The sequence below is a fragment of the Bradyrhizobium manausense genome (assembly GCF_018129685.1).
GTDB classification, from domain to species: Bacteria; Pseudomonadota; Alphaproteobacteria; order Rhizobiales; family Xanthobacteraceae; genus Bradyrhizobium; species Bradyrhizobium manausense_D.
Map to the genome: position 1 here is coordinate 55,082 of NZ_JAFCLG010000013.1, position 17,444 is coordinate 72,525.

The window sequence follows — 17,444 nt, forward strand, 5'->3', positions numbered from 1 at the left end:
TCTTGAGAGAGCGAATGGTACACTTAGCGGAACAGCAAGTCACCAAGGACGAAACCGCGTCCGCACGTGTCACCCGCCATGCCGGCATTCTTTCTGGCCAACTTCGCTCGCTTGCCACGACGCTTTTTCCCCCTTCGGCGAGCAAAGGGCTTCGATCTTTCACGTCAGGTGAAGTTGCGCGTATCGCCGGCGTATCCGATGGCTATCTCCGACAACTCTCGCTGGATGGCCTCGGACCAACTCCAACAACTGGTCACGGCGGGCGCCGATCTTACACCCTAGCTCAGATTAATGAGTTACGTGGATACCTCGCGACTGCGCGCCCGCGAGAAGCCCTAGAGTTTCTCCCGCGCCGCCGCTCCGGCGACAAACTTCAAATCATCACCGTCGCGAACTTCAAGGGCGGCTCCGCCAAGACGACAACGGCACTGTACCTCTCGCAATATCTCGCCCTTGCGGGTTTTCGGGTCCTCGCGATCGACCTCGATCCGCAAGCTTCGCTGTCCGCAATGTTCGGCTATCAGCCCGAATTCGACATCGCTGAGAACGGAACACTGTACGGTGCAATTCGGTATGACGAACATCGCCGCCCGATGCGTGAAGTTGTCCGGCCGACCTATTTTGATGGAATAGGGCTTGTTCCCGGCAACCTAGAGCTCATGGAATTTGAGCACCATACGCCTCGCGCAATGATCGAGCGGCGCGAACGCGGCCATGATCTGTTCTTCCGCCGCGTCGCCAGTGCCATCGATCAGGTTGCCGATGACTATGACGTCGTTGTCATCGACTGCCCGCCTCAACTTGGTTACTTGACGATGGGGGCATTGAACGCTGCAACGGCGATGCTCGTCACGATCCATCCGCAAATGGTCGATGTCGCGTCTATGAGCCAGTTCCTACTGATGACCTCGGATCTTATGTCCGTTATCGAGGAAGCTGGCGGCCGACTGGCCCATGATTTCATTCGTTACGTCATTACGCGACACGATCCAAATGACGTGCCCGAAGCTCAAATTGTAGCCCTCCTTCGGAACCTGTTTGGATCGGATGTACTACAGGCCACGGTGTGGAAATCGACCGCAATTGCCAATGCCGGTCTCACCAAGCAATCGCTTTATGAGCTAGAGCGCGGCTCCGTGGGACGAGGCACTTACGATCGGGCGCTGGAATCAGTTGACGCCGTCAATGCCGAAGTGTCGCAACTTCTAAAGAAGGTGTGGGGTCGATGAACAAGCGCACTGACACCATCAAGAGCCTTTTCACGGCCCCACAATCGAACCCGTTGTCAGCTGACAACGCGCCAGCTGCCTTGCCGCGGGTCTCGTCGGGTTCGGTCCGCTCGTTGAAAGATTCGTTTTCCGAGGTCGAGAGAGAAAACGAGGATCTTCGCGAAAGAATCGCATCCGGTGCTGTAATAGCTCAAATCGACCCTTTGCTTATCGATCCGTCACCGCTGGCCGACCGGTTCCGCGACCATGACGATAGCTCGTTCGAGGCGCTTAAACAGTCGATCGCACAGCGTGGCCAAGAGGTGCCTATTCTCATTCGGGAGCATCCTGAAATAAAAGGGCGCTACCAGAGCGCCTATGGCCACCGACGAGTCCGCGCCACGCGCGAATTAGGCATTCCCGTCAAAGCAATCCTGCGATCGCTGTCAGATGAAGCCCTTGTCGTGGCGCAAGGACTCGAGAACGCACCACGCGAAGATTTGAGCTTCATTGAACGCGCTACCTTCGCAATGCATATCGAAGATGCGGGACATAGCCGGTCAGTCGTACAAGATGCGTTGTCGATCGACAGAGCCGAGGCATCAAAGCTTCTTGCGGTCGCCCGATCGGTTCCGACCGACGTTATTCACGCAATCGGGAAGGCTTCGAAGGTTGGCCGCGGCCGTTGGCAGTCGTTTGCAGAACTGATCAAGGATGCCGCTGCGCTCAAACGTGTCAGAGCGGTGATCGCTGAAGCGAAATTTGCAGAGCGCGAAACCGACGCGCGATTTCTTGCCGCATTTTCAGCAGCCAGCCGCCCATCTCGTGCGGGGACATCGAAGCCGTCGGAGGAGAAGCCGGTCTTTTCCGCATCCGGCGATAGGATTGCGCGCGTGCGTCACGCCGAGCGCGAATTGAAGCTCACCATCGACAAGAATGTCTCGACGACATTCGCTGCATTTCTTGTCGACCAACTCCCGGCCCTGTTCGACGCTTTTTCCAAGACGGGCGAGGGCCAGGAAACCACCGAGGCCTGAGCGCCTCATCCTCTAAACTCGAACCAGGAGCAGTCACGGAAAAAGAAAAAAGGCCCCCGAAACGGAGTTCCGGAAGCCTTCTCTTCAAGTTTGGCGACTGACAGAGAATCACTTTCGCGAATCACAGTCAAGAGACTCGACGCGATTTTATCGCCGTTTCGGTGAGCAGATTTTCTTTGCCCAACTGAGGCAAGGACATGCAGTCACACTCTCCAACGACGCCCTTTGGGCGGCGATCGCTGACGCTTGCCCACGTGGCAAGCCAAATGGGAGCTACGGCGCGACCCCCTGAAAAGGTCGTGCACAAATGGAACATCTTTCACGCCATCTGTACGGCGCGGCCGCGCCTCGGGGTGTCCGAGCGCTCGCTTTCGGTGTTGAACGCGCTTCTGACCTTCCATCCGGAGACGGCACTGACAGGGGAGGACGACCTGATCGTCTTTCCGTCCAACGACAAGCTCACGCTGCGCGCGCACGGCATGCCCGCTTCGACCTTACGCCGCCACCTGGCCGTTCTGGTCGACGCCGGGTTGATCATCCGGCGCGATAGCCCAAACGGCAAGCGCTACGCGCGGAAGGACAGCGCCGGCGAGATTGCGCTTGCCTTCGGCTTCGATCTGTCACCGCTCGTCGTGCGGTCAGAGGAGTTCGAGCACCTGGCGGCCGACATCGAAGCAGAGGCGCGCGCGCTCAGGCTTGTGCGCGAGCGCATCACGCTTTGCCGGCGCGACATCGCCAAGATGATTGCCACCGGCATCGAGGAAGGCGTCCCGACGCGCAGAGGAGGGCAGGGGCCGGCCGATTGGCAAGAGGTCCACGCCGCCTTCAGGGCGATGCTGGCCCAGATTCCGAGGACCGCCACACGGGAGCAGCTCGAGCCGATTGCCGACGAGCTATCGCAGCTGGCCGACGATGTGCTTAATCTTCTGGAAGCCCACATTAAATCCAAGAATCCGAGCGCCAATGAGTCCCAGTCTGAGCGCCACATACAGAATTCAAACCCAGATCCCTTAATTGATCTTGAACCGAGCTTCCAAGAAAGCCGGGCGGCGAGGGCTGAACCAAGCTCTCGACCGTCGCGGGTTGCCGAGGGGTCGTATCCGTTGGGAATGGTGCTGGACGGATGCCCCAGCATTGTCGATTACGCCAAGGGCGGCATTTCGAATTGGCGGGATTTTCTGGCGACCGCGGCGGTCGTGCGATCGATGTTGGGGATCAGCCCCAGCGCCTGGGAGGAGGCGCAAACCGTCATGGGCGAGGTGCAGGCCGCGATCGTCGTCGCGTGTATCCTGCAGCGCGGCGCGGCGATCAATTCGGCCGGCGGTTACCTGCGCGGGTTGACGCGAAAGGCGCAGGCCGGCGAATTTTCCCTCGGTCCTATCCTGATGGCGCAGATCAATTCGCGCCTGCGCGAAAAGAAGCGGGCCTGACGCGATGGGGAGCCCGGGTCCACGCGCGATCGAGACCGCCCGGTGCGGCGCTTCACCGTGCGCGACCAGACCCGATCGAGCCGATCGCTGTGACGCCCACGTTCGACGTCGAGACCGGCGCGTCCGACCGTGACGGCCAGCTTGCGTCTCGGCGTTGGTCTTTGTCGTCGAGTTGATGGAAGAAGATGCCGAATGACCGCGATCTCTTGCCTCGATGATGGTGCTGGCCACTCGACGGTGGATGCCGATGATTAGGCGTCTTCACGAACGACAGCCTCACCATGATGTACGAAACCATCCGTGGCGCGCTTGTGTCGGATGACGCCCGGAAAGCAGCGGGTGAGAAACCGCGGTTTAGGACTCGGGAGACGCCGGGATTTGGGGGGAACATGCGGCCAACCTTGAGGCTGAGATGCCTCGACGCGGCATGTTTTTCGAAATCGTCGACTGGTGAGAAGATCAGTCCCAACACCCGCTTAAACGCGCATCGGATACTGCGGGCCCCAACCCTTGTAAGGGTCCTTGCGGCCCCGTGATGTGCTCAAACGTGGCAGGCACAGGTCACTCGTCCAGCGTGCCACCGCAGGGGTGATGCGTCGCGGCCCTGGCAATCGGCCATCGCAATTGATGCTAACTATCTAGCAGATCGCGCTCCTCGGCTCAGCGCGCATTCGGCGTCTCAGTTCGCTGCTATCCGTCCCTTCCGATTGCATTTCTCACATGGTGCGGGAGAGATTTTTCGGCCGGGCTGGACTTGCTGCGTGACCGGGGCAAATCCAGTACCACCGCATGCCGGACATCTAATCTCAGTCGGCTTCTTGGATTGGTCTTTCACGGACGGCTTTTTCATCGCAACCCTTCAAAGCAAACCGCCGGCCGGAGTATATTCGGCCGACGGCTTTTCTAATTTGGTCCGGGAAATGTCCGGTGTTTTCAACCTACCCGGTCTTTGCGCATCCGCAACCAAAGTCGCTCATTAAGCTTGATGCGCGCGATGCAGGTTAATGCTCCCGTGCTTTTACGGGCGCGAAACGGCCCTGTCTTCCGTGGCGATGCCGCGTGCCATGATCTTTGAGCGTTTCCTGGCACTCGCCCATGTTTAGGCCCGACGCCTCCGCTCCATCCTATTTGGAGTGAGCGCCCTGACTCTTCCGACAGGATGATCTTCCGCTCGATCTTCGACATTGTCCGCGTCGCGTGACGTTGCAGTGGAGTGTTGGTTTAAACCAACACGCCAGTACGACAGGCCCAAGAAGTCTTTCGAGGCTGCCGCGTCGGCAAACGCGCAATCTGACTCGTGGGCGGAGAAATAATGATGGCGCAAGCGTATCGGCTTTCTCCGCAGGCTCCTGAATGAATATCATTGTCATCAACAATCAGAAGGGGGGCGTCGGCAAGACGACCCTTGCTGTTCATCTGGCCTGGTTCATGGCGGAGTCTGGCCGGCGGGTTTTGATGATCGATGCCGACGCGCAAGGCAATGCGACCGACACGCTCAAACGTCACGTGGGAACGACATCGGCGGCCGGTCTATTCCAGCCGGCGGCGCGGATCGTCGCCAGCGGCGACGGTGGCATAACGTTGGCGCCAGCAGACAGCTCGTTGACCGACGTTGATCGCGGCAGTGCCGCTGCAGTGATGACCCTTCAGCAGAATCTTGCCGCTGCTGCCGAACTGTTCGACATTTGCGTCATCGACACACCGCCGTCGCTTGGACTTCGCAGCGTGGCATGCCTGGTTGCGGCCTCGCACGTGTTGGCACCCATCTACCTTGAGGACTATTCGGTGAAGGGCGTCAAAGGCCTGCTGCAGACCGTGATCGGGGTGCAACAGCGTTACGGCCGCGAGGGCATGACCTTCCTCGGCCTGTTGCCATCAAACTTTAACACCAAATCGCCGCGCCAACGAACCCATCTGGAGCAGTTGTTGCGCGAAGCCGGCAAGTATGTCTTCCCGGGCCAGATTGTGGCTCGCGACGGCTATGCCGAAGCTGTAGCGGAACGAGTCCCGGTGTGGAGTCTCAAGCGCCGCTCGGCTCAGGAGGCCGGCCGGGAAATCCGCGCTGTTCTCGGCAAGATCGCCGAACGGCTTGACGAGGAGATGACTGATGACGCTCGATCTTAGTTTCAAAGATCTCGCCGACGTCGCTGAAAAGGGAAGCGGCGGCGCCGGGTCCCCGCTTCGCATCGCGATCGACCGCATTGACGAAGACCCAGATCAACCGCGCCGTGTCTTCAGCGAGCAGGAGCTCGATGAACTTTCGGCGACCATTAGCGAACATGGCGTGCTGCAACCCATCCTAGTTCGCCGGTCCAACCAGGAGGGCCGATACGTTATCGTCATGGGTGCGCGCCGGTATCGCGCCGCGCAGCGTGCCGGATTACGGGAAATCCCGGCATTTTTGAAGGAGGGCAGCGAGCCGGATCGATACGCGCAGATGATCGAGAACATCCAGCGCGACGATTTGCGTGCACCCGAGATCGCCGCGTTCGTCGCGGGCCGTCTGGACGCCGGCGACACCCAGGCCGAAATCTCGCGCAAACTCGGCAAGCCAAGAGACTGGGTGTCGCGGTTCGCCTCGGTTCAATGCATGCCAGAATTTCTTCGGGCGAGGCTTGAGAGCTCGTCGATCCGCGCACTCTATGAACTCTTCCAGGCTTGGCGCACCCATCCGGCAGCGATCGAAAGGCTTTGCGCCGCGCGCGAGAGTTTTACCGATGCGCAGGCGCGTGAGCTGGTCCGGGAGGTTCGCGCCGATTCCAACCGTACCGATGCTCAGAGTGAGCCCTCTGCCGAATCCGCATTATCGGAAAGGAGTGATCTCGCGACGAGAGCGTCGCTGTGGCGTGCGCCAAGCGAGAGCGCAGATGCACCAACCGATGATCTGCCAGCGAAACCTCGTGTCGCACCATCACGGTCTGCATGCCTGACGATCCTGGTACGGCACCAGCATCGGGCCGGTCGCCTTCTGATCGATCGTAGCGCGTCGCAAGGCAGCCGTCATGGCGTCGTGGTGTTCGATGGTTCCCACGAGGCGGAAGAAGTGGCGGCGTCGGCGCTCACGATCGAGGAGATCCTTTCGCCATGAGAGTCTTCTTGTATTCCTGTTGGAGGAACGAAGTCTCGCGGCGGGTAGCGGTGCAGCGACGTTTCCACCCGAAGGGTGGCGCGTCAGCGCAACAGCCGAAGGCCGAACGCGCTTCCCATAGCGCCGTAGTGAGGCCGCAGGCTGCTGAAACGTCGCGGTCCACAGCCTCGGAGCCGACTGGTCAGCTCGTGTACCGCTGTGCTGGTGATTCTCTGACGGCAGCTCTCACCCTGCAAGCGAGTGGCACCGGACAGTTCGCACTGACAGCTGTTGAGCATTTGGCATTTTGCGGGCTGGGTATGGACGGCTTCAAACTCGCAGAATGTTGGTTCAAACCAACACGGAGGGGGTGGTCTCAGCGTTTTCTAGTGCAGGATAGGCTTCGCGCCAGCGATGTATTACATCGCGATTGGGATTGGAGCGGATGGCGCTGATCTCGCTTCGGATTCCCGACGAGGTCGCCGCGCGCTTGTCGGCTGTTGCGGCTTCCGAAGGCGGCAAGTCCGCCTTGTTGCGTCGCCTCATCGCCGATGTGCTGAATGCATCGCCGGCGCGGATTGCGCCGTTGCCGGCGGGCAGGCCGCAGAAAATCACCGTACGATTTCGGGAAAGCGAGATGCGGCAGCTCGCGGACATCGCAGGGCAGCGCGGTATGACGCGAACCGGCTGGATTGTAGCCCTCGTACGCTCGCGATTGCGATCACCGGTGCAGCATTCACTCGAAGAGCATGCCGCGCTTCGCGCCATTGTCCGCGAGCTCAACCGGATCGGTGGTAACATCAACCAGATCGCGCGCGCCGCAAATATCAGCGTGCTGCAGGGCAGGGTGGTTGAGCCTGATCTTTCCGCAATCCGCGATGCCAAATCCGCGATCGACTTGGCGCTCGCGCAATTGCGTGGTGCACTCGATGGCAACGCGGATTATTGGGAGACGCGACGTTGAGCCGGCGTCGCTCGCCGCAGCAGGCTGACCTGCTCGCCGAACTGCCGCCGATCTCGTATGTGTGGGAGACGCCCAATCGGCGTCCGCGGCGCGCGGAATGGGATACTCCCGATCCGGCCGTTCCCCGGCGTCTCACGCCGGCGATGCGTGCAAAGCTCGAACGCATCGTGAGCCGAGTGCCGGAGGTGATGGTCAAGATCACCGGCCGCACCAAGGGCGTGGCGCATCTCAAATCGCACCTCGCCTACATTACCCGCAACGGCGAACTCGACGCCGAAACAGAGCAGGGTGCGGCGATGACGGGGCGGTCCGGATTGAAGGATCTGCAGCAACGATGGGAGGATGATGCTGTTCTCGACGACAAGCGCCGCCGCGATGGGTCGCTTTCGATCAACATCATCCTGTCTATGCCGGCGGGAACTGATGCGGTTGCCGTCAAGGATTCGGCGCGGGCGTTTGCGATCGAAACCTTCGGGTACAATCACGACTACGTCTTCGTCCAGCACCTCGACGACAAACACCCCCACGTCCATCTGACCGTTCAATCGTTGGGCCATGACGGGCGGCGTCTCAACCCACGTAAGGCAGACCTTCAGGCCTGGCGCGAACGGTTTGCCGGAGAGCTTCGGCTTCGTGGGATCGCGGCGGAGGCAACACCGCGACGAACCCGGGGACGAATTCGAAAAGCCGACCGTGGGGCGGTGCTGGCCTTGCGGAAGCGAAAGATTGCGCCCGAGGTCGATCGGCTGGCGCGGGAGGAGGTTCTCGGCGAGGTGAGGAGCGGCAAGACGACCGAACGACCATGGGAGGCTCGAATCCGATCACGTCAGGACGCGATCCGACAGCGATATCTCGACTACGCGGCTGAGCTGCAGCGCTCTGGGACGGCGCGCGATGGCGCGCTCGCGCGACAGATCCGTCAGTTCGTCAAGGACATGCCCGCGGTTGAAACCCGCCGGCATGTGTTGAAGAAGGAGCTTTCGGAGCTCGCCGATAGCCGGCGTCGCGGCGCGGAGCAGGGCGTCGATGCCGACCAGCGCGGTGATGCGCGAGGCAACGAACGCAGCAAGTAGCCAACCGCGGGTCTGGGGCCTGAAATCGGTTAGCCACTATTGGGGCTATGCCGGATGGCCCTGGAATATGCCGCAACCTTCGATACACCTGGAATATATCCCAGTTGCTGCTCCAGGGCGACCAGGGTCTGGCGGGCTACCTCCAATGTCGTCGTGGCCGTGCGCAAGGCGTCCCACGCTTCGTTCGATCGCGAGACCGCCGTCAGGCCGGTTTGAAACAGATTATCTTTGACTGGTGCACAGTCTTCGAGGATTGCGCGTTCAAGATCGGGCAGCATCCCCGTCAGCGCTCGCTGTGCTGAAGCTTCCGCTTCTTGCTGGCTCTCAACCGTGGCGAGGGCCTTGCGATATTGCCGCAGCGCCTCGACGGTTTTCCTTTCAAGATCGGCTTGGTCGCTCAATGGCTTTCTCTCCCAATAGAATGTTCGAGCCACTAGATGCCACTTAGAAACAAACGAAGGTTTAACGCCGAGTAGGCAACGGCGATGCGTTGAAACGCTTGAGCAGGTTATGCGCGCGCAGCGAAACGCTGAATGAACGGCATCAGGCCTTCAACCACTAGCGGCGGCAGTCGCGCCTTTTGATCTTCCGTGAGCATTTCACCTTTTTTCGCGCCACAATTCTCGAAGGCGTATTTGGTCGCGTAAGCGATCGCACGAGTTTTTTCTTGCTCAAAACTCCGTTTCAATGCTGCGGGCACGACCTCGGCAAAGGCGCGTTCAATCGAACCCTCGGGAATTTTCTTGTAGTCATAGATCGCTTGCAAATCTTCGACAGAGAATGGCAGCCCAACTCGCACGGAAACCGCTTGTCCCGTCAAAGGATTTAGTCCGTAAGATTGCTCGATGACCGGACCGCTATACGATTGAGAAAGACAGACGACGATCCGGTGGAGGCCGAAATACTCGACATAGCCAAGCAGAAGGCCCGCATCAGGACGCCCTGATATGGCAACGCAGTGGATAGGGACCTCGGATGGCCGGCCGTCGACCAAATCACATTCATAGAAGAACCCGAAGGGCGGCAGCGACGCTTCGTTTCGAAGATAAGCGATAGCCAGATCACATTCGTTGCTCGGTATGCCGACGTGATGGGCAAAAGCGGTTACTGTCTTAACAATCGAACGGCCCGCTATCTCACCGCCAAGGGTCGGGTTATGGTGAAACACGCCAGTAGGATAAGTGTATGACGTCGAAGCTTTCGCGAGTTCAGCATTTGCATCGATCTGTGGATATTTTCGTGCCGCCCCTCGGAGCATTGCGGCAGCCTCGCTCATCGAGCGGGCTTGGATCTGAATCTGCTTACCGTTTTCGACCGGAACTTCCCGATAAACTGGCTTTTGCAGCTTATATCCGCCACCTGCCTGCATGAGGAAATCTTCGCCAGCCGTCGTTTTGATGCGCTGGGGAGGTGCTTCGCCACGCTCGCGGATTATTCCGAAAAATTGGCAGAAAAAATTGAGCTGTTCCGAGAGTTCTTTGTCCCAGGTTTGACCCGTCTCATTGTTGCAGCGAACGCAAATAAATCTGCGCGTCTTGAGATGTCCTCCAACGGAGTTAGGAAGCACATGTTCTTCGGAATCGTTAGTGTCGTTGATCACGCCGTCGCAACGAACGCAATGATTTGCGAAGCTCATTTCCTATCCTCGCCCAGTTCTGGCTGTATTTCAAACAGGTTCCGGCGTCCTTCTGGACAGCAACGCTACTACGTCTCTTGTCCCTTCCGAGTGGAACACGTTGGGTTCGATCTAACCGCACTCAACGCTTTTTCAAGAGTTGAGTAAGGGACCGCGATCCCGTCCGGTCCAGAAGAGTGTCGAGCTTCATGTCGCCGCGCATGCCAGAAGCAAATCCATCGCCGTAAGTTTCCCGCAACGTGTCGACGCGGGTCGCGCCGTTCTTGTGACGAATCTCGCCATTGTTGTCCCGGCAACGATTATCGAGGCCAGGGTGGCATTTCTTCGACATTCTTGTTCTCCGGTAAAATTGGGCCGAGCTATGCCCGGCCCGGTTTCACAAGGGGCACTGATTGAGCGACAGCAAATTGTCGTTCCAAACGCCATCAGCATAGGTGCGAAGGTATGGGTCATGCCCAGCCGCCCGCACGACGCCAATGTTCGCCCGCTTCCCGGTCCTGGGATCGACCACGAAGAAGGTATTGCTCTTCGCGTCGATGCTTTGGACCACCCGCTCGCGAGGCCATGTCCATCCCGCCTTCGGGTTACCGAGGTGGGTTATGTGTTCATGGGGGCTTTGGGGATCCGGTTTTGTAATACAAGTCACCTGGACTTCGGCCATAATGGCTCCTTTCAGAAACGGGCACGAAACTGTGCTCAATTCCCTATGCGGACGTTGGACCGTTACGCGGACATCCGGGCGAAATCTTTTTTTCGCCAAAATGTCTGAGCTCAGTCTTCGGCCCCGCATAGGAGGATGAAGGGGGAGCCCTATTGAAAGCAGACGTATCCGTTCGCTCGCGCGACGAGATCGCCACCGCGATCCGCGCCCTGATGGATGCGCAATGGATTCGGCTGCGAAAAGCGTCCGGCTACTTCGCCTGGGTTTATGATCTTTCAGCAGAGGACCTCCTTCAGGAAGCATTTTGCCGGGCGCTGGTCGGCACCCGACAATGTCCGGCGGATGTCGATATCGTAAGATTCCTCGTCGAGGCGATGCGCAGCATCGCCAATGGGGAAGGCGGAAAGCTCGAGAACCAAATCGACACGGTTCCTGTTGTGCAGCCTGGGGCCGCGTCTGACGGCGCCGTGGATTTAAAGGATTCGACCGACAGCCAGGAGGAGATCATGGTAGCAGCCGAAACCGACGAGGCGCTGCGCCAGGCCATTCTCGGGTTGTTTCCCACCGACCATCAGGCACGCGACCTAGCCGACGGCATCTTGGCTGGCTACGACGGCGAAGAGCTGCGCGCGCTCACCGACCTTGACCAGAAGGGCTACGCCAGCAAAAGGAGATTCATGCGCCGCACGATCGACAAACATGTTCCCAAGGTGGAAAAGCCATGACTGGCACGGACAAGAAGGGGCGTGAGGCGCTCGCCCGTCTGGCCGATGTACTTGTCGACGATCTGTTGGCCGCGTCGGATCAAGAGATCGTTGCGGAGTTTGTCGAGGCCCAAGGCGACCCCGCCAAAAACGCAGGGGCGATGCGGATGCTTTTCGAGAAGAGTGTCCTCAAAGCCAACAAAAACCGCTTACACGCGGCCCAGGCCGGGCTTGCCGCCGATCAAGCGGCTCCAGTGAATCCTAAGATCGTCAGCATGACAAATGTCAGGGCTCGGCTTAAGCGCACTTTGGCGAACTGTCCTCCCGAAGTGAAGGTCACGCTCGCGGCTCGCAACGAAAATGAGTTGTCGGACGCCGATGTGCTGGGAATGCTTCAGGACCTCGAAGAACTTGGAATCGTTGTGCCTGACGACGAAAGCGGCAATCAATCGTGACGCGTCTAACGCCGGCCGAGCGCCTGCTCCAGGAATTGGGGATCACGCAGCCAAGCGAGATCGACCTTGAAGCTATAGCCTTCCATCTCGGTGCCCGCGTTCGCTATCGCAAACTTGAGGGCTGTGAAGCGCGCATTATTGGCCGCGACGATGCGGCGATTATAACGATCGGCAAGGATTGCTCCGATCGGCGCAAACGATTTTCACTGGCCCACGAAATTGGTCATTGGACCCATCATAAAGGTCAGACGCTCATCTGCCGCGTTGAGGAATCCACTCCGCAGGGCAAGATGTCCCCCGAGCGCGTCGCCAATAACTATGCGGCCGATCTTCTTATGCCGCGCTATCTGTTCGCCCCGGCCGCTCGCGTCTATCCCAAATTGAACTTCAAAACTGTCAACGACATTGCCGACATCTTTCATACGAGCCGGCCAGCGACTGCCATCCGTCTTGTTGAAAGCGGCCATTCGCCCGCCTTCCTTGTTTGTCATGGCCTCGAAGGCCGCAAATGGTTTGCGCGTGGACCTGAGGTCCCGTCGCGTTGGTTTCCGAGAGATGATCTCGACGCAGACAGCTTTGCGTTCGGAGTCCTTTACGGCAAAAAGCCGGATGATCCTATGCCCCGCAAAATTGATGCGGACGCTTGGTTCGATCGGCGTGATGCAAGTAAATATATCGTCCACGAACAGACCATCCGTAGTGCCTCCGACGAGATTCTAACTCTTGTTCTAATTAGCGATCCCGAAATGCTTGAAGAGGAATGATCTTTCCTGATCCGTCTTTCAGACGCTGGGCTTCGAACTCTTTGTTTCCTGCGAAGTCTGCCATGGTCTGTGCGCGCGTCCGGTAGTCGCCAGGAAATACCGTGTAGATAGGCATCAGAGGCAGCTTCATTGAAATCCCCATACGCCAGTCCCGGTATCCGAACATAGAATAACTGCCAATGTCGACGAAACGAGCGTCCGGTGCCGGCGTATCCTCGTCGCACGGCTTGACGAGGTGCTTTCAGAAGAAACGTGATCGCCGCGCCGCATTGCGAAGGTACTGACCATGCATCATGCATGGTGCACCACGGACCATGCACCGCGCTACTTTCTACCTAAGACGATTGCGGCGAGAGCGACAACAAGCCCGAGGATACCGGTAATTCCGGGCACCCAAAGTAGCAATCCCTCGCGCGACGCCTTTTTCTCAGCCCGGATCGCCGCACGCATCTCTACAATTCCCTTCTTCGTCAATTGACGCCGGCCAGTCACGATGCCGCACCCCCACCGTTCCTCATCCCGAATCTCGGGCGCCGCAAGCATCAGCCGCCGGGCCTCAGCCAAAAGGTATGCGGTGTGCAGCTGGACGACCTCATCGTCCAGCTCGTAGTCATCCGTCATCCCCCTCGATGATACTTCCTCAATTTCTTCTGCTGACGCCTTCCGAGCCTTGGCCGCGGCTAGGTCCTTCTCATACACCTTCCCAGCGGCCCGCCTCTGCCGTTCGGTCCCCCACAGTTTCCATCTAAACCGCAAATAGTCGAACATGCTTCTCTTCCCTTACGGGTAGCAGCGCGTTTTCGCGCGCACACAATATCTCAGAGCTTTGGCCGTTGGATGCGAAGGCCTGAAGTGCTTTCGGAAGCAATGTGATTGCAGCGACGAATTATCCAAGGTGAGAATTTTGCCACGGCTGCTCACGCGGCATACCGTCCGTCGGCCAGTTGCCTAGCTTGGCCAATCGCCGTCAGTGCCTTCAGAACCGGCTCAATTGTGCTGGCACGCTTCCCGTCAAAAATACGCGCCACGTCTCGCGGGGAAAGCGGTTTTGGCGCTGCTGCAAGAATCTTGGAAATGGCGGTGACCTGATCCGGAAGGGATTTGGGCCAGGGCGTAAGGGCGGCAGAGGTTTTCGCCAACACAATTTCTCCCAAATCGAACGTAGGCATCGGCACTCCGATTTCCCCCGGCGCCTGAAGCTCCGGGCGAAGCCATTTCACGACTCCACGCTCCTCTTCCGCTGCTCGCTCTCGATTAAGGATGACCAGACGTGTCAGCACCTCTTCCTCTGTAAGGCTCAGCGGCCAGTCATACGCTTCCGCGATTAATTTGTCGATTTCATCGTGATGTTTTCGCAACAAGCTAACAAGGCCGCGATCATGGACCTCGCGCTCAGCGTCCTCTAGTTTGACGTTTGTACGAACCTTCTCAAGCACGTTGTAAAGGTTGGTCAGCGTGAGGTCAGGGTTCTCTTTTAGTATTTTCTTTCGTAATGCGTCGAGACTCTCGCCTTCAACCCGGATAAGCGCTTTCAACGACTCCGCTACATCCGAGGGAAACGGAAAGCGATTGAAGCAGACGGCATGATTGTAGTTTGAATCATTTCCGACACCAAGCCAACCGCCAGTACGAAAAGCCCATAGCTGATGAATACGGCTCGTCAGCAGCGCCAGGTGAAATGCGTCGTCGAGAGCAATTCCGACAATCTTCGCGTCAACAATATAATCCGCCGGCACGAAAACAAAAATCCGATGCTTCGCCGTTCGACAGGTTCCTATGAACCGCTTCAGTCCTTGCGTGCCGCGTCGCAACGTTGGGGCGTTCTCACCAAAGAGCCACCAATTCTCTTTTCGCACTGATCTTCTATTTTGGTCGCGCTCGGGCTTCACGTTCGTGAGAATGTGCTGGTAGAGGCTCGGATTGGCCTTCTCGGCTTCTTTCTCCGTCATACCCGTAAAATCAATTACCCACTTCTTCTCGCGGCGCTGCACAATGTCGCGTCCAATCAGATACGGTTTCAGGTTTGGTGGCGGCTTCAACGGATTAATTTCCATCTCAGCCAGTTGCTCTTCATTCAATCTAAAACCCAAGCCAAGCGGATTCATGCCTTGAATAGCGATGTCCCGGTTTGCTTGGAGAGAAACTGTATTCTGGGCATCAACGCCGACCGAGAGATCGGAGTTCAGTGTCTCTGCGATCTCGTGTTGAAGCGTTACCGCGCGCTCACCGTAACCATTAGGTATTTCTTTCTCGGCAGTGACGGTCTCCAGTACGACCATACCGCTTTCCATTCCGCCGACGCTCATAGCAATCCGGACGGCAGCTCCATCGACACCGTCAACCCACGGATGATCAGGAATTGCAAAAAGAAGCCTGGTTTTTGCAGTTTCAATAACCACGCGATTAAAGGGCTGTGTAATAGAGTTGGTCGTAATGAAGCCGAACCTTCGCGTCGTACCTTTTGCCGCAGCGACTGCCGCCATTTCCCACCAATACATAACAAAATCGACGGTCTCGGGGACGGTGGTAAATGCGTGGCGCACTGCATCGGTATAGCCGTCGCCGAGGCGCTCCCGCATGCGCTTATTTCCAATGAACGGTGGATTACCAACAATAAAATCAGCCGTTGGCCATTTCGCTATTTTGGGGTTTTCATACCGATAGACCGGAATCCGAAAGCTGTCGTCGGGCACGAGCTTACCTGAAATCGGGTGCTCCTTGGTTGCATTGCCGTCCCAGATCGTAATTGGGTTTCCCGTATCATCGCGCTCTTCCGTGCGATCACTCCACGTGATGAGAGCATCCCGCGATTCGACTGTGCGAATGTCGCGTAATATAGGCTCTGCAGGCATCTGGTTTTTCCCAGCGACGCGAAAATGCCATTGCAGGTAGCCAATCCACAACACCAGTTGCGCAATTGCCGCAGCTCGAGGATTGACTTCAATACCCAAGAAATTTTCTGGCGTGAGTGTATGTCCGCTAATCTCCACGACATACTGATGATCGCCTAGATCAACAAGCAACTCGAGTACTTCGGCCTCCAACTCTTTCATGCGGGCCATTGCGACGTATAGGAAATTGCCGGTGCCGCAGGCGGGGTCCAAGACTTTCGTGCGGGCAAGCTTCCCGTGAAAAGCCTCAACATATTCACGTGCCCGGGCTTGCTCCCCCGCTTCGAGCAAATTTACCGCCGCCGCCTGAACACCTGACCAATCCGAACGTAGTGGCTCGATAATAGCAGGCATGACGAGACGCTCGACATAGGCGCGTGGTGTGTAATGAGCGCCGAGTTTTGCGCGTTCTTTCGGATCGAGCGCTCGCTCAAGCAGCGTGCCAAAAATGGCAGGCTCAACCAGCGTCCAGTCGGCCGATGCCGCTTGGATAAGAACTTCCAGCTCCTCCCCATCTATTGGAATAGCAGCGTGATCCTTGAACAGATATCCATTGAACCGGCGCATCATCGTCCCAAGCGCTGGCGAAAATGTTCCGGTATCCATTGCCTGCCATAGCGCCGAAAGCTGATGGTGCAGAGTCTCCGGATGACCGCGCTGTCCGGTGAGCAGAGCCGAGAAGCTGCCTTTTGGAATCAGGTTGGTATCTTCGGCAAAAATCGTGAAAAGAAGCCGCATCAAGAACGCGGAAGTTTCTTCCGCGGAGTGGCCACGCGCTTCCAGCCGTCGCGCGACCGTTGCCAGCAAAGTCGCAATATCTCGTGTTGCTTTGGCCGCCTGGGCTGCGGGATTTAAGCTTCTGGGATCTTCCCAAATTGCGCGCAACCGGGCGACGCTCTTTGGATCTCGAAGATCCTCCAACATAATCCGGAAGCCAATCCGGTCGGGAAATTGGGCATAGGCTTTTCCGCTGCCCGTAAAGTCGGCGTAGACCTCGATACAATATCCAACGTCGACGATTAGTAAGAACGGCGGCCAGCCGTGGTCCACGGGCAGCGCCTTTGCGTATCGTTCCGCTTGCCCTTTGGCCTGCAACATCGCCTTTGCCCAACCGGGGGTGCCGCGGCGGGCCGTACCGCGTTTGACTCGTTGACTGGCTGTCTGTCCGAAGAGATCGAGGTCCGCCTCGTTCTTGGCAGCGGCAGCTCTGTCGGCATCACTGCCTTGCTTGGCCTCAAGGACAAAGTGGCCCCGCTTGTAACAATCAACACGTCCGAAACTCTCGGTTCCATCGCCATTGTTTTGGAACACGCGTCGCTCGAAGACGTAGTCATTCACCGAGTCATCGCTTCGTGAACCCTTCGGCGGCGTCACACCGAGTATGGCGCACAGACCGTTTATAAAGCTCTGGGTATTGGCGAGTTCAGAGCCACCTGTGTCGCGCCATTCAGCTATGAATGCTTCTACCGGATCAGTCTCAGCCATACGTTTTGCCAGCTTGGGTCAGTGCGAGAAAAGGCCACCTTGGGGAGCTAAGCTTCTACGAGGAAAAGC

16 protein-coding genes are annotated in these 17,444 nt (G+C 58.0%); 10 read left to right on the forward strand and 6 right to left on the reverse strand.

Going from position 1 to position 17,444, the window contains the following annotated elements; all coding sequences use genetic code 11:
* Nucleotides 1-14 precede the first annotated feature (14 nt).
* From repA to JQ621_RS25265, 7 genes are all read left to right on the forward strand, one after another.
* Nucleotides 15-1,229: a plasmid partitioning protein RepA gene (repA, locus tag JQ621_RS25235; RefSeq protein ID WP_212237875.1), complete on the forward strand. Its 1,215-nt coding sequence runs from the start codon at nucleotides 15-17 to the stop codon at nucleotides 1,227-1,229.
* Complete coding sequence (gene repB / locus JQ621_RS25240) at nucleotides 1,226-2,245, forward strand: plasmid partitioning protein RepB (RefSeq protein ID WP_212237876.1); 1,020 nt, start codon at nucleotides 1,226-1,228, stop codon at nucleotides 2,243-2,245. Before repA ends, repB begins: the two co-directional genes overlap by 4 nt.
* A gap of 197 nt (nucleotides 2,246-2,442) precedes the next feature.
* Nucleotides 2,443-3,675, forward strand: a complete 1,233-nt coding sequence (gene repC / locus JQ621_RS25245; RefSeq protein WP_212237878.1) for a plasmid replication protein RepC — start codon at nucleotides 2,443-2,445, stop codon at nucleotides 3,673-3,675.
* A 1,353-nt stretch (nucleotides 3,676-5,028) separates the two neighbouring features.
* On the forward strand, nucleotides 5,029-5,799 hold the full coding sequence (locus JQ621_RS25250; protein ID WP_212237887.1) for a ParA family protein: 771 nt from the start codon (nucleotides 5,029-5,031) through the stop codon (nucleotides 5,797-5,799).
* Nucleotides 5,783-6,763 (forward strand): ParB/RepB/Spo0J family partition protein, encoded by a 981-nt coding sequence (locus JQ621_RS25255; protein ID WP_212237889.1) that lies wholly within the window; start codon nucleotides 5,783-5,785, stop codon nucleotides 6,761-6,763. The genes JQ621_RS25250 and JQ621_RS25255 overlap by 17 nt, the downstream gene beginning before the upstream one ends.
* A gap of 424 nt (nucleotides 6,764-7,187) precedes the next feature.
* Nucleotides 7,188-7,706 carry a plasmid mobilization protein gene (locus JQ621_RS25260; protein ID WP_212237891.1) on the forward strand — a complete coding sequence of 173 codons (519 nt, stop codon included), beginning with the start codon at nucleotides 7,188-7,190 and terminating at the stop codon, nucleotides 7,704-7,706.
* Entirely contained in the window at nucleotides 7,688-8,779 is a 1,092-nt protein-coding gene (locus tag JQ621_RS25265) for a relaxase/mobilization nuclease domain-containing protein (RefSeq protein ID WP_249125559.1), read from the forward strand. The genes JQ621_RS25260 and JQ621_RS25265 overlap by 19 nt, the downstream gene beginning before the upstream one ends.
* Before the next feature lie 29 nt (nucleotides 8,780-8,808).
* Here JQ621_RS25265 and JQ621_RS25270 read toward each other — a convergent pair whose 3' ends face one another.
* The 4 genes from JQ621_RS25270 to JQ621_RS25285 form a co-directional block, all read right to left on the reverse strand.
* Nucleotides 8,809-9,180, reverse strand: a complete 372-nt coding sequence (locus JQ621_RS25270; RefSeq protein ID WP_212237893.1) for a hypothetical protein — start codon at nucleotides 9,178-9,180, stop codon at nucleotides 8,809-8,811.
* A 107-nt stretch (nucleotides 9,181-9,287) separates the two neighbouring features.
* On the reverse strand, nucleotides 9,288-10,415 hold the full coding sequence (locus JQ621_RS25275) for an HNH endonuclease (protein ID WP_212237895.1): 1,128 nt from the start codon (nucleotides 10,413-10,415) through the stop codon (nucleotides 9,288-9,290).
* A 121-nt stretch (nucleotides 10,416-10,536) separates the two neighbouring features.
* Nucleotides 10,537-10,746, reverse strand: coding sequence for a hypothetical protein (locus tag JQ621_RS25280; RefSeq protein WP_212237897.1), 210 nt, complete (start codon nucleotides 10,744-10,746; stop codon nucleotides 10,537-10,539).
* Between the two features lie 45 nt (nucleotides 10,747-10,791).
* Nucleotides 10,792-11,076 (reverse strand): DUF3892 domain-containing protein, encoded by a 285-nt coding sequence (locus tag JQ621_RS25285; RefSeq protein WP_212237899.1) that lies wholly within the window; start codon nucleotides 11,074-11,076, stop codon nucleotides 10,792-10,794.
* 152 nt (nucleotides 11,077-11,228) lie between these two features.
* Between JQ621_RS25285 and JQ621_RS25290 the strand changes: the two genes are divergently transcribed.
* Genes JQ621_RS25290 through JQ621_RS25300 form a run of 3 tightly spaced genes read left to right on the forward strand, consistent with a single transcriptional unit; the run spans nucleotide 11,229 to nucleotide 12,999 of the window.
* Nucleotides 11,229-11,801 carry an RNA polymerase subunit sigma-24 gene (locus JQ621_RS25290; protein ID WP_212237901.1) on the forward strand — a complete coding sequence of 191 codons (573 nt, stop codon included), beginning with the start codon at nucleotides 11,229-11,231 and terminating at the stop codon, nucleotides 11,799-11,801.
* The gene (locus JQ621_RS25295) at nucleotides 11,798-12,235 is read left to right on the forward strand and encodes a hypothetical protein (RefSeq protein WP_212237903.1); all 438 of its coding nucleotides are present in this window, start codon (nucleotides 11,798-11,800) and stop codon (nucleotides 12,233-12,235) included. Before JQ621_RS25290 ends, JQ621_RS25295 begins: the two co-directional genes overlap by 4 nt.
* Nucleotides 12,232-12,999, forward strand: a complete 768-nt coding sequence (locus JQ621_RS25300) for an ImmA/IrrE family metallo-endopeptidase (protein ID WP_212237905.1) — start codon at nucleotides 12,232-12,234, stop codon at nucleotides 12,997-12,999. Before JQ621_RS25295 ends, JQ621_RS25300 begins: the two co-directional genes overlap by 4 nt.
* A 324-nt stretch (nucleotides 13,000-13,323) precedes the next feature.
* Here the strand turns inward: JQ621_RS25300 and JQ621_RS25305 are convergent, their stop codons facing one another.
* Together JQ621_RS25305 and JQ621_RS25310 are read right to left on the reverse strand one after the other, a co-directional pair.
* Nucleotides 13,324-13,767, reverse strand: coding sequence for a hypothetical protein (locus tag JQ621_RS25305; RefSeq protein ID WP_212237907.1), 444 nt, complete (start codon nucleotides 13,765-13,767; stop codon nucleotides 13,324-13,326).
* 149 nt (nucleotides 13,768-13,916) lie between these two features.
* The gene (locus JQ621_RS25310; RefSeq protein ID WP_212237909.1) at nucleotides 13,917-17,375 is read right to left on the reverse strand and encodes a class I SAM-dependent DNA methyltransferase; all 3,459 of its coding nucleotides are present in this window, start codon (nucleotides 17,373-17,375) and stop codon (nucleotides 13,917-13,919) included.
* Nucleotides 17,376-17,444 lie beyond the last annotated feature (69 nt).

Coding starts and splice junctions, on each gene's coding strand:
- repA (WP_212237875.1), top strand. CDS start 15: ATGGTACACTTAGCGGAACAGCAAGTCACCAAGGACGAAACCGCGTCC.
- repB (WP_212237876.1), top strand. CDS start 1,226: ATGAACAAGCGCACTGACACCATCAAGAGCCTTTTCACGGCCCCACAA.
- repC (WP_212237878.1), top strand. CDS start 2,443: ATGCAGTCACACTCTCCAACGACGCCCTTTGGGCGGCGATCGCTGACG.
- JQ621_RS25250 (WP_212237887.1), top strand. CDS start 5,029: ATGAATATCATTGTCATCAACAATCAGAAGGGGGGCGTCGGCAAGACG.
- JQ621_RS25255 (WP_212237889.1), top strand. CDS start 5,783: ATGACGCTCGATCTTAGTTTCAAAGATCTCGCCGACGTCGCTGAAAAG.
- JQ621_RS25260 (WP_212237891.1), top strand. CDS start 7,188: ATGGCGCTGATCTCGCTTCGGATTCCCGACGAGGTCGCCGCGCGCTTG.
- JQ621_RS25275 (WP_212237895.1), bottom strand. CDS start 10,415: ATGAGCTTCGCAAATCATTGCGTTCGTTGCGACGGCGTGATCAACGAC.
- JQ621_RS25280 (WP_212237897.1), bottom strand. CDS start 10,746: ATGTCGAAGAAATGCCACCCTGGCCTCGATAATCGTTGCCGGGACAAC.
- JQ621_RS25285 (WP_212237899.1), bottom strand. CDS start 11,076: ATGGCCGAAGTCCAGGTGACTTGTATTACAAAACCGGATCCCCAAAGC.
- JQ621_RS25295 (WP_212237903.1), top strand. CDS start 11,798: ATGACTGGCACGGACAAGAAGGGGCGTGAGGCGCTCGCCCGTCTGGCC.
- JQ621_RS25305 (WP_212237907.1), bottom strand. CDS start 13,767: ATGTTCGACTATTTGCGGTTTAGATGGAAACTGTGGGGGACCGAACGG.
- JQ621_RS25310 (WP_212237909.1), bottom strand. CDS start 17,375: ATGGCTGAGACTGATCCGGTAGAAGCATTCATAGCTGAATGGCGCGAC.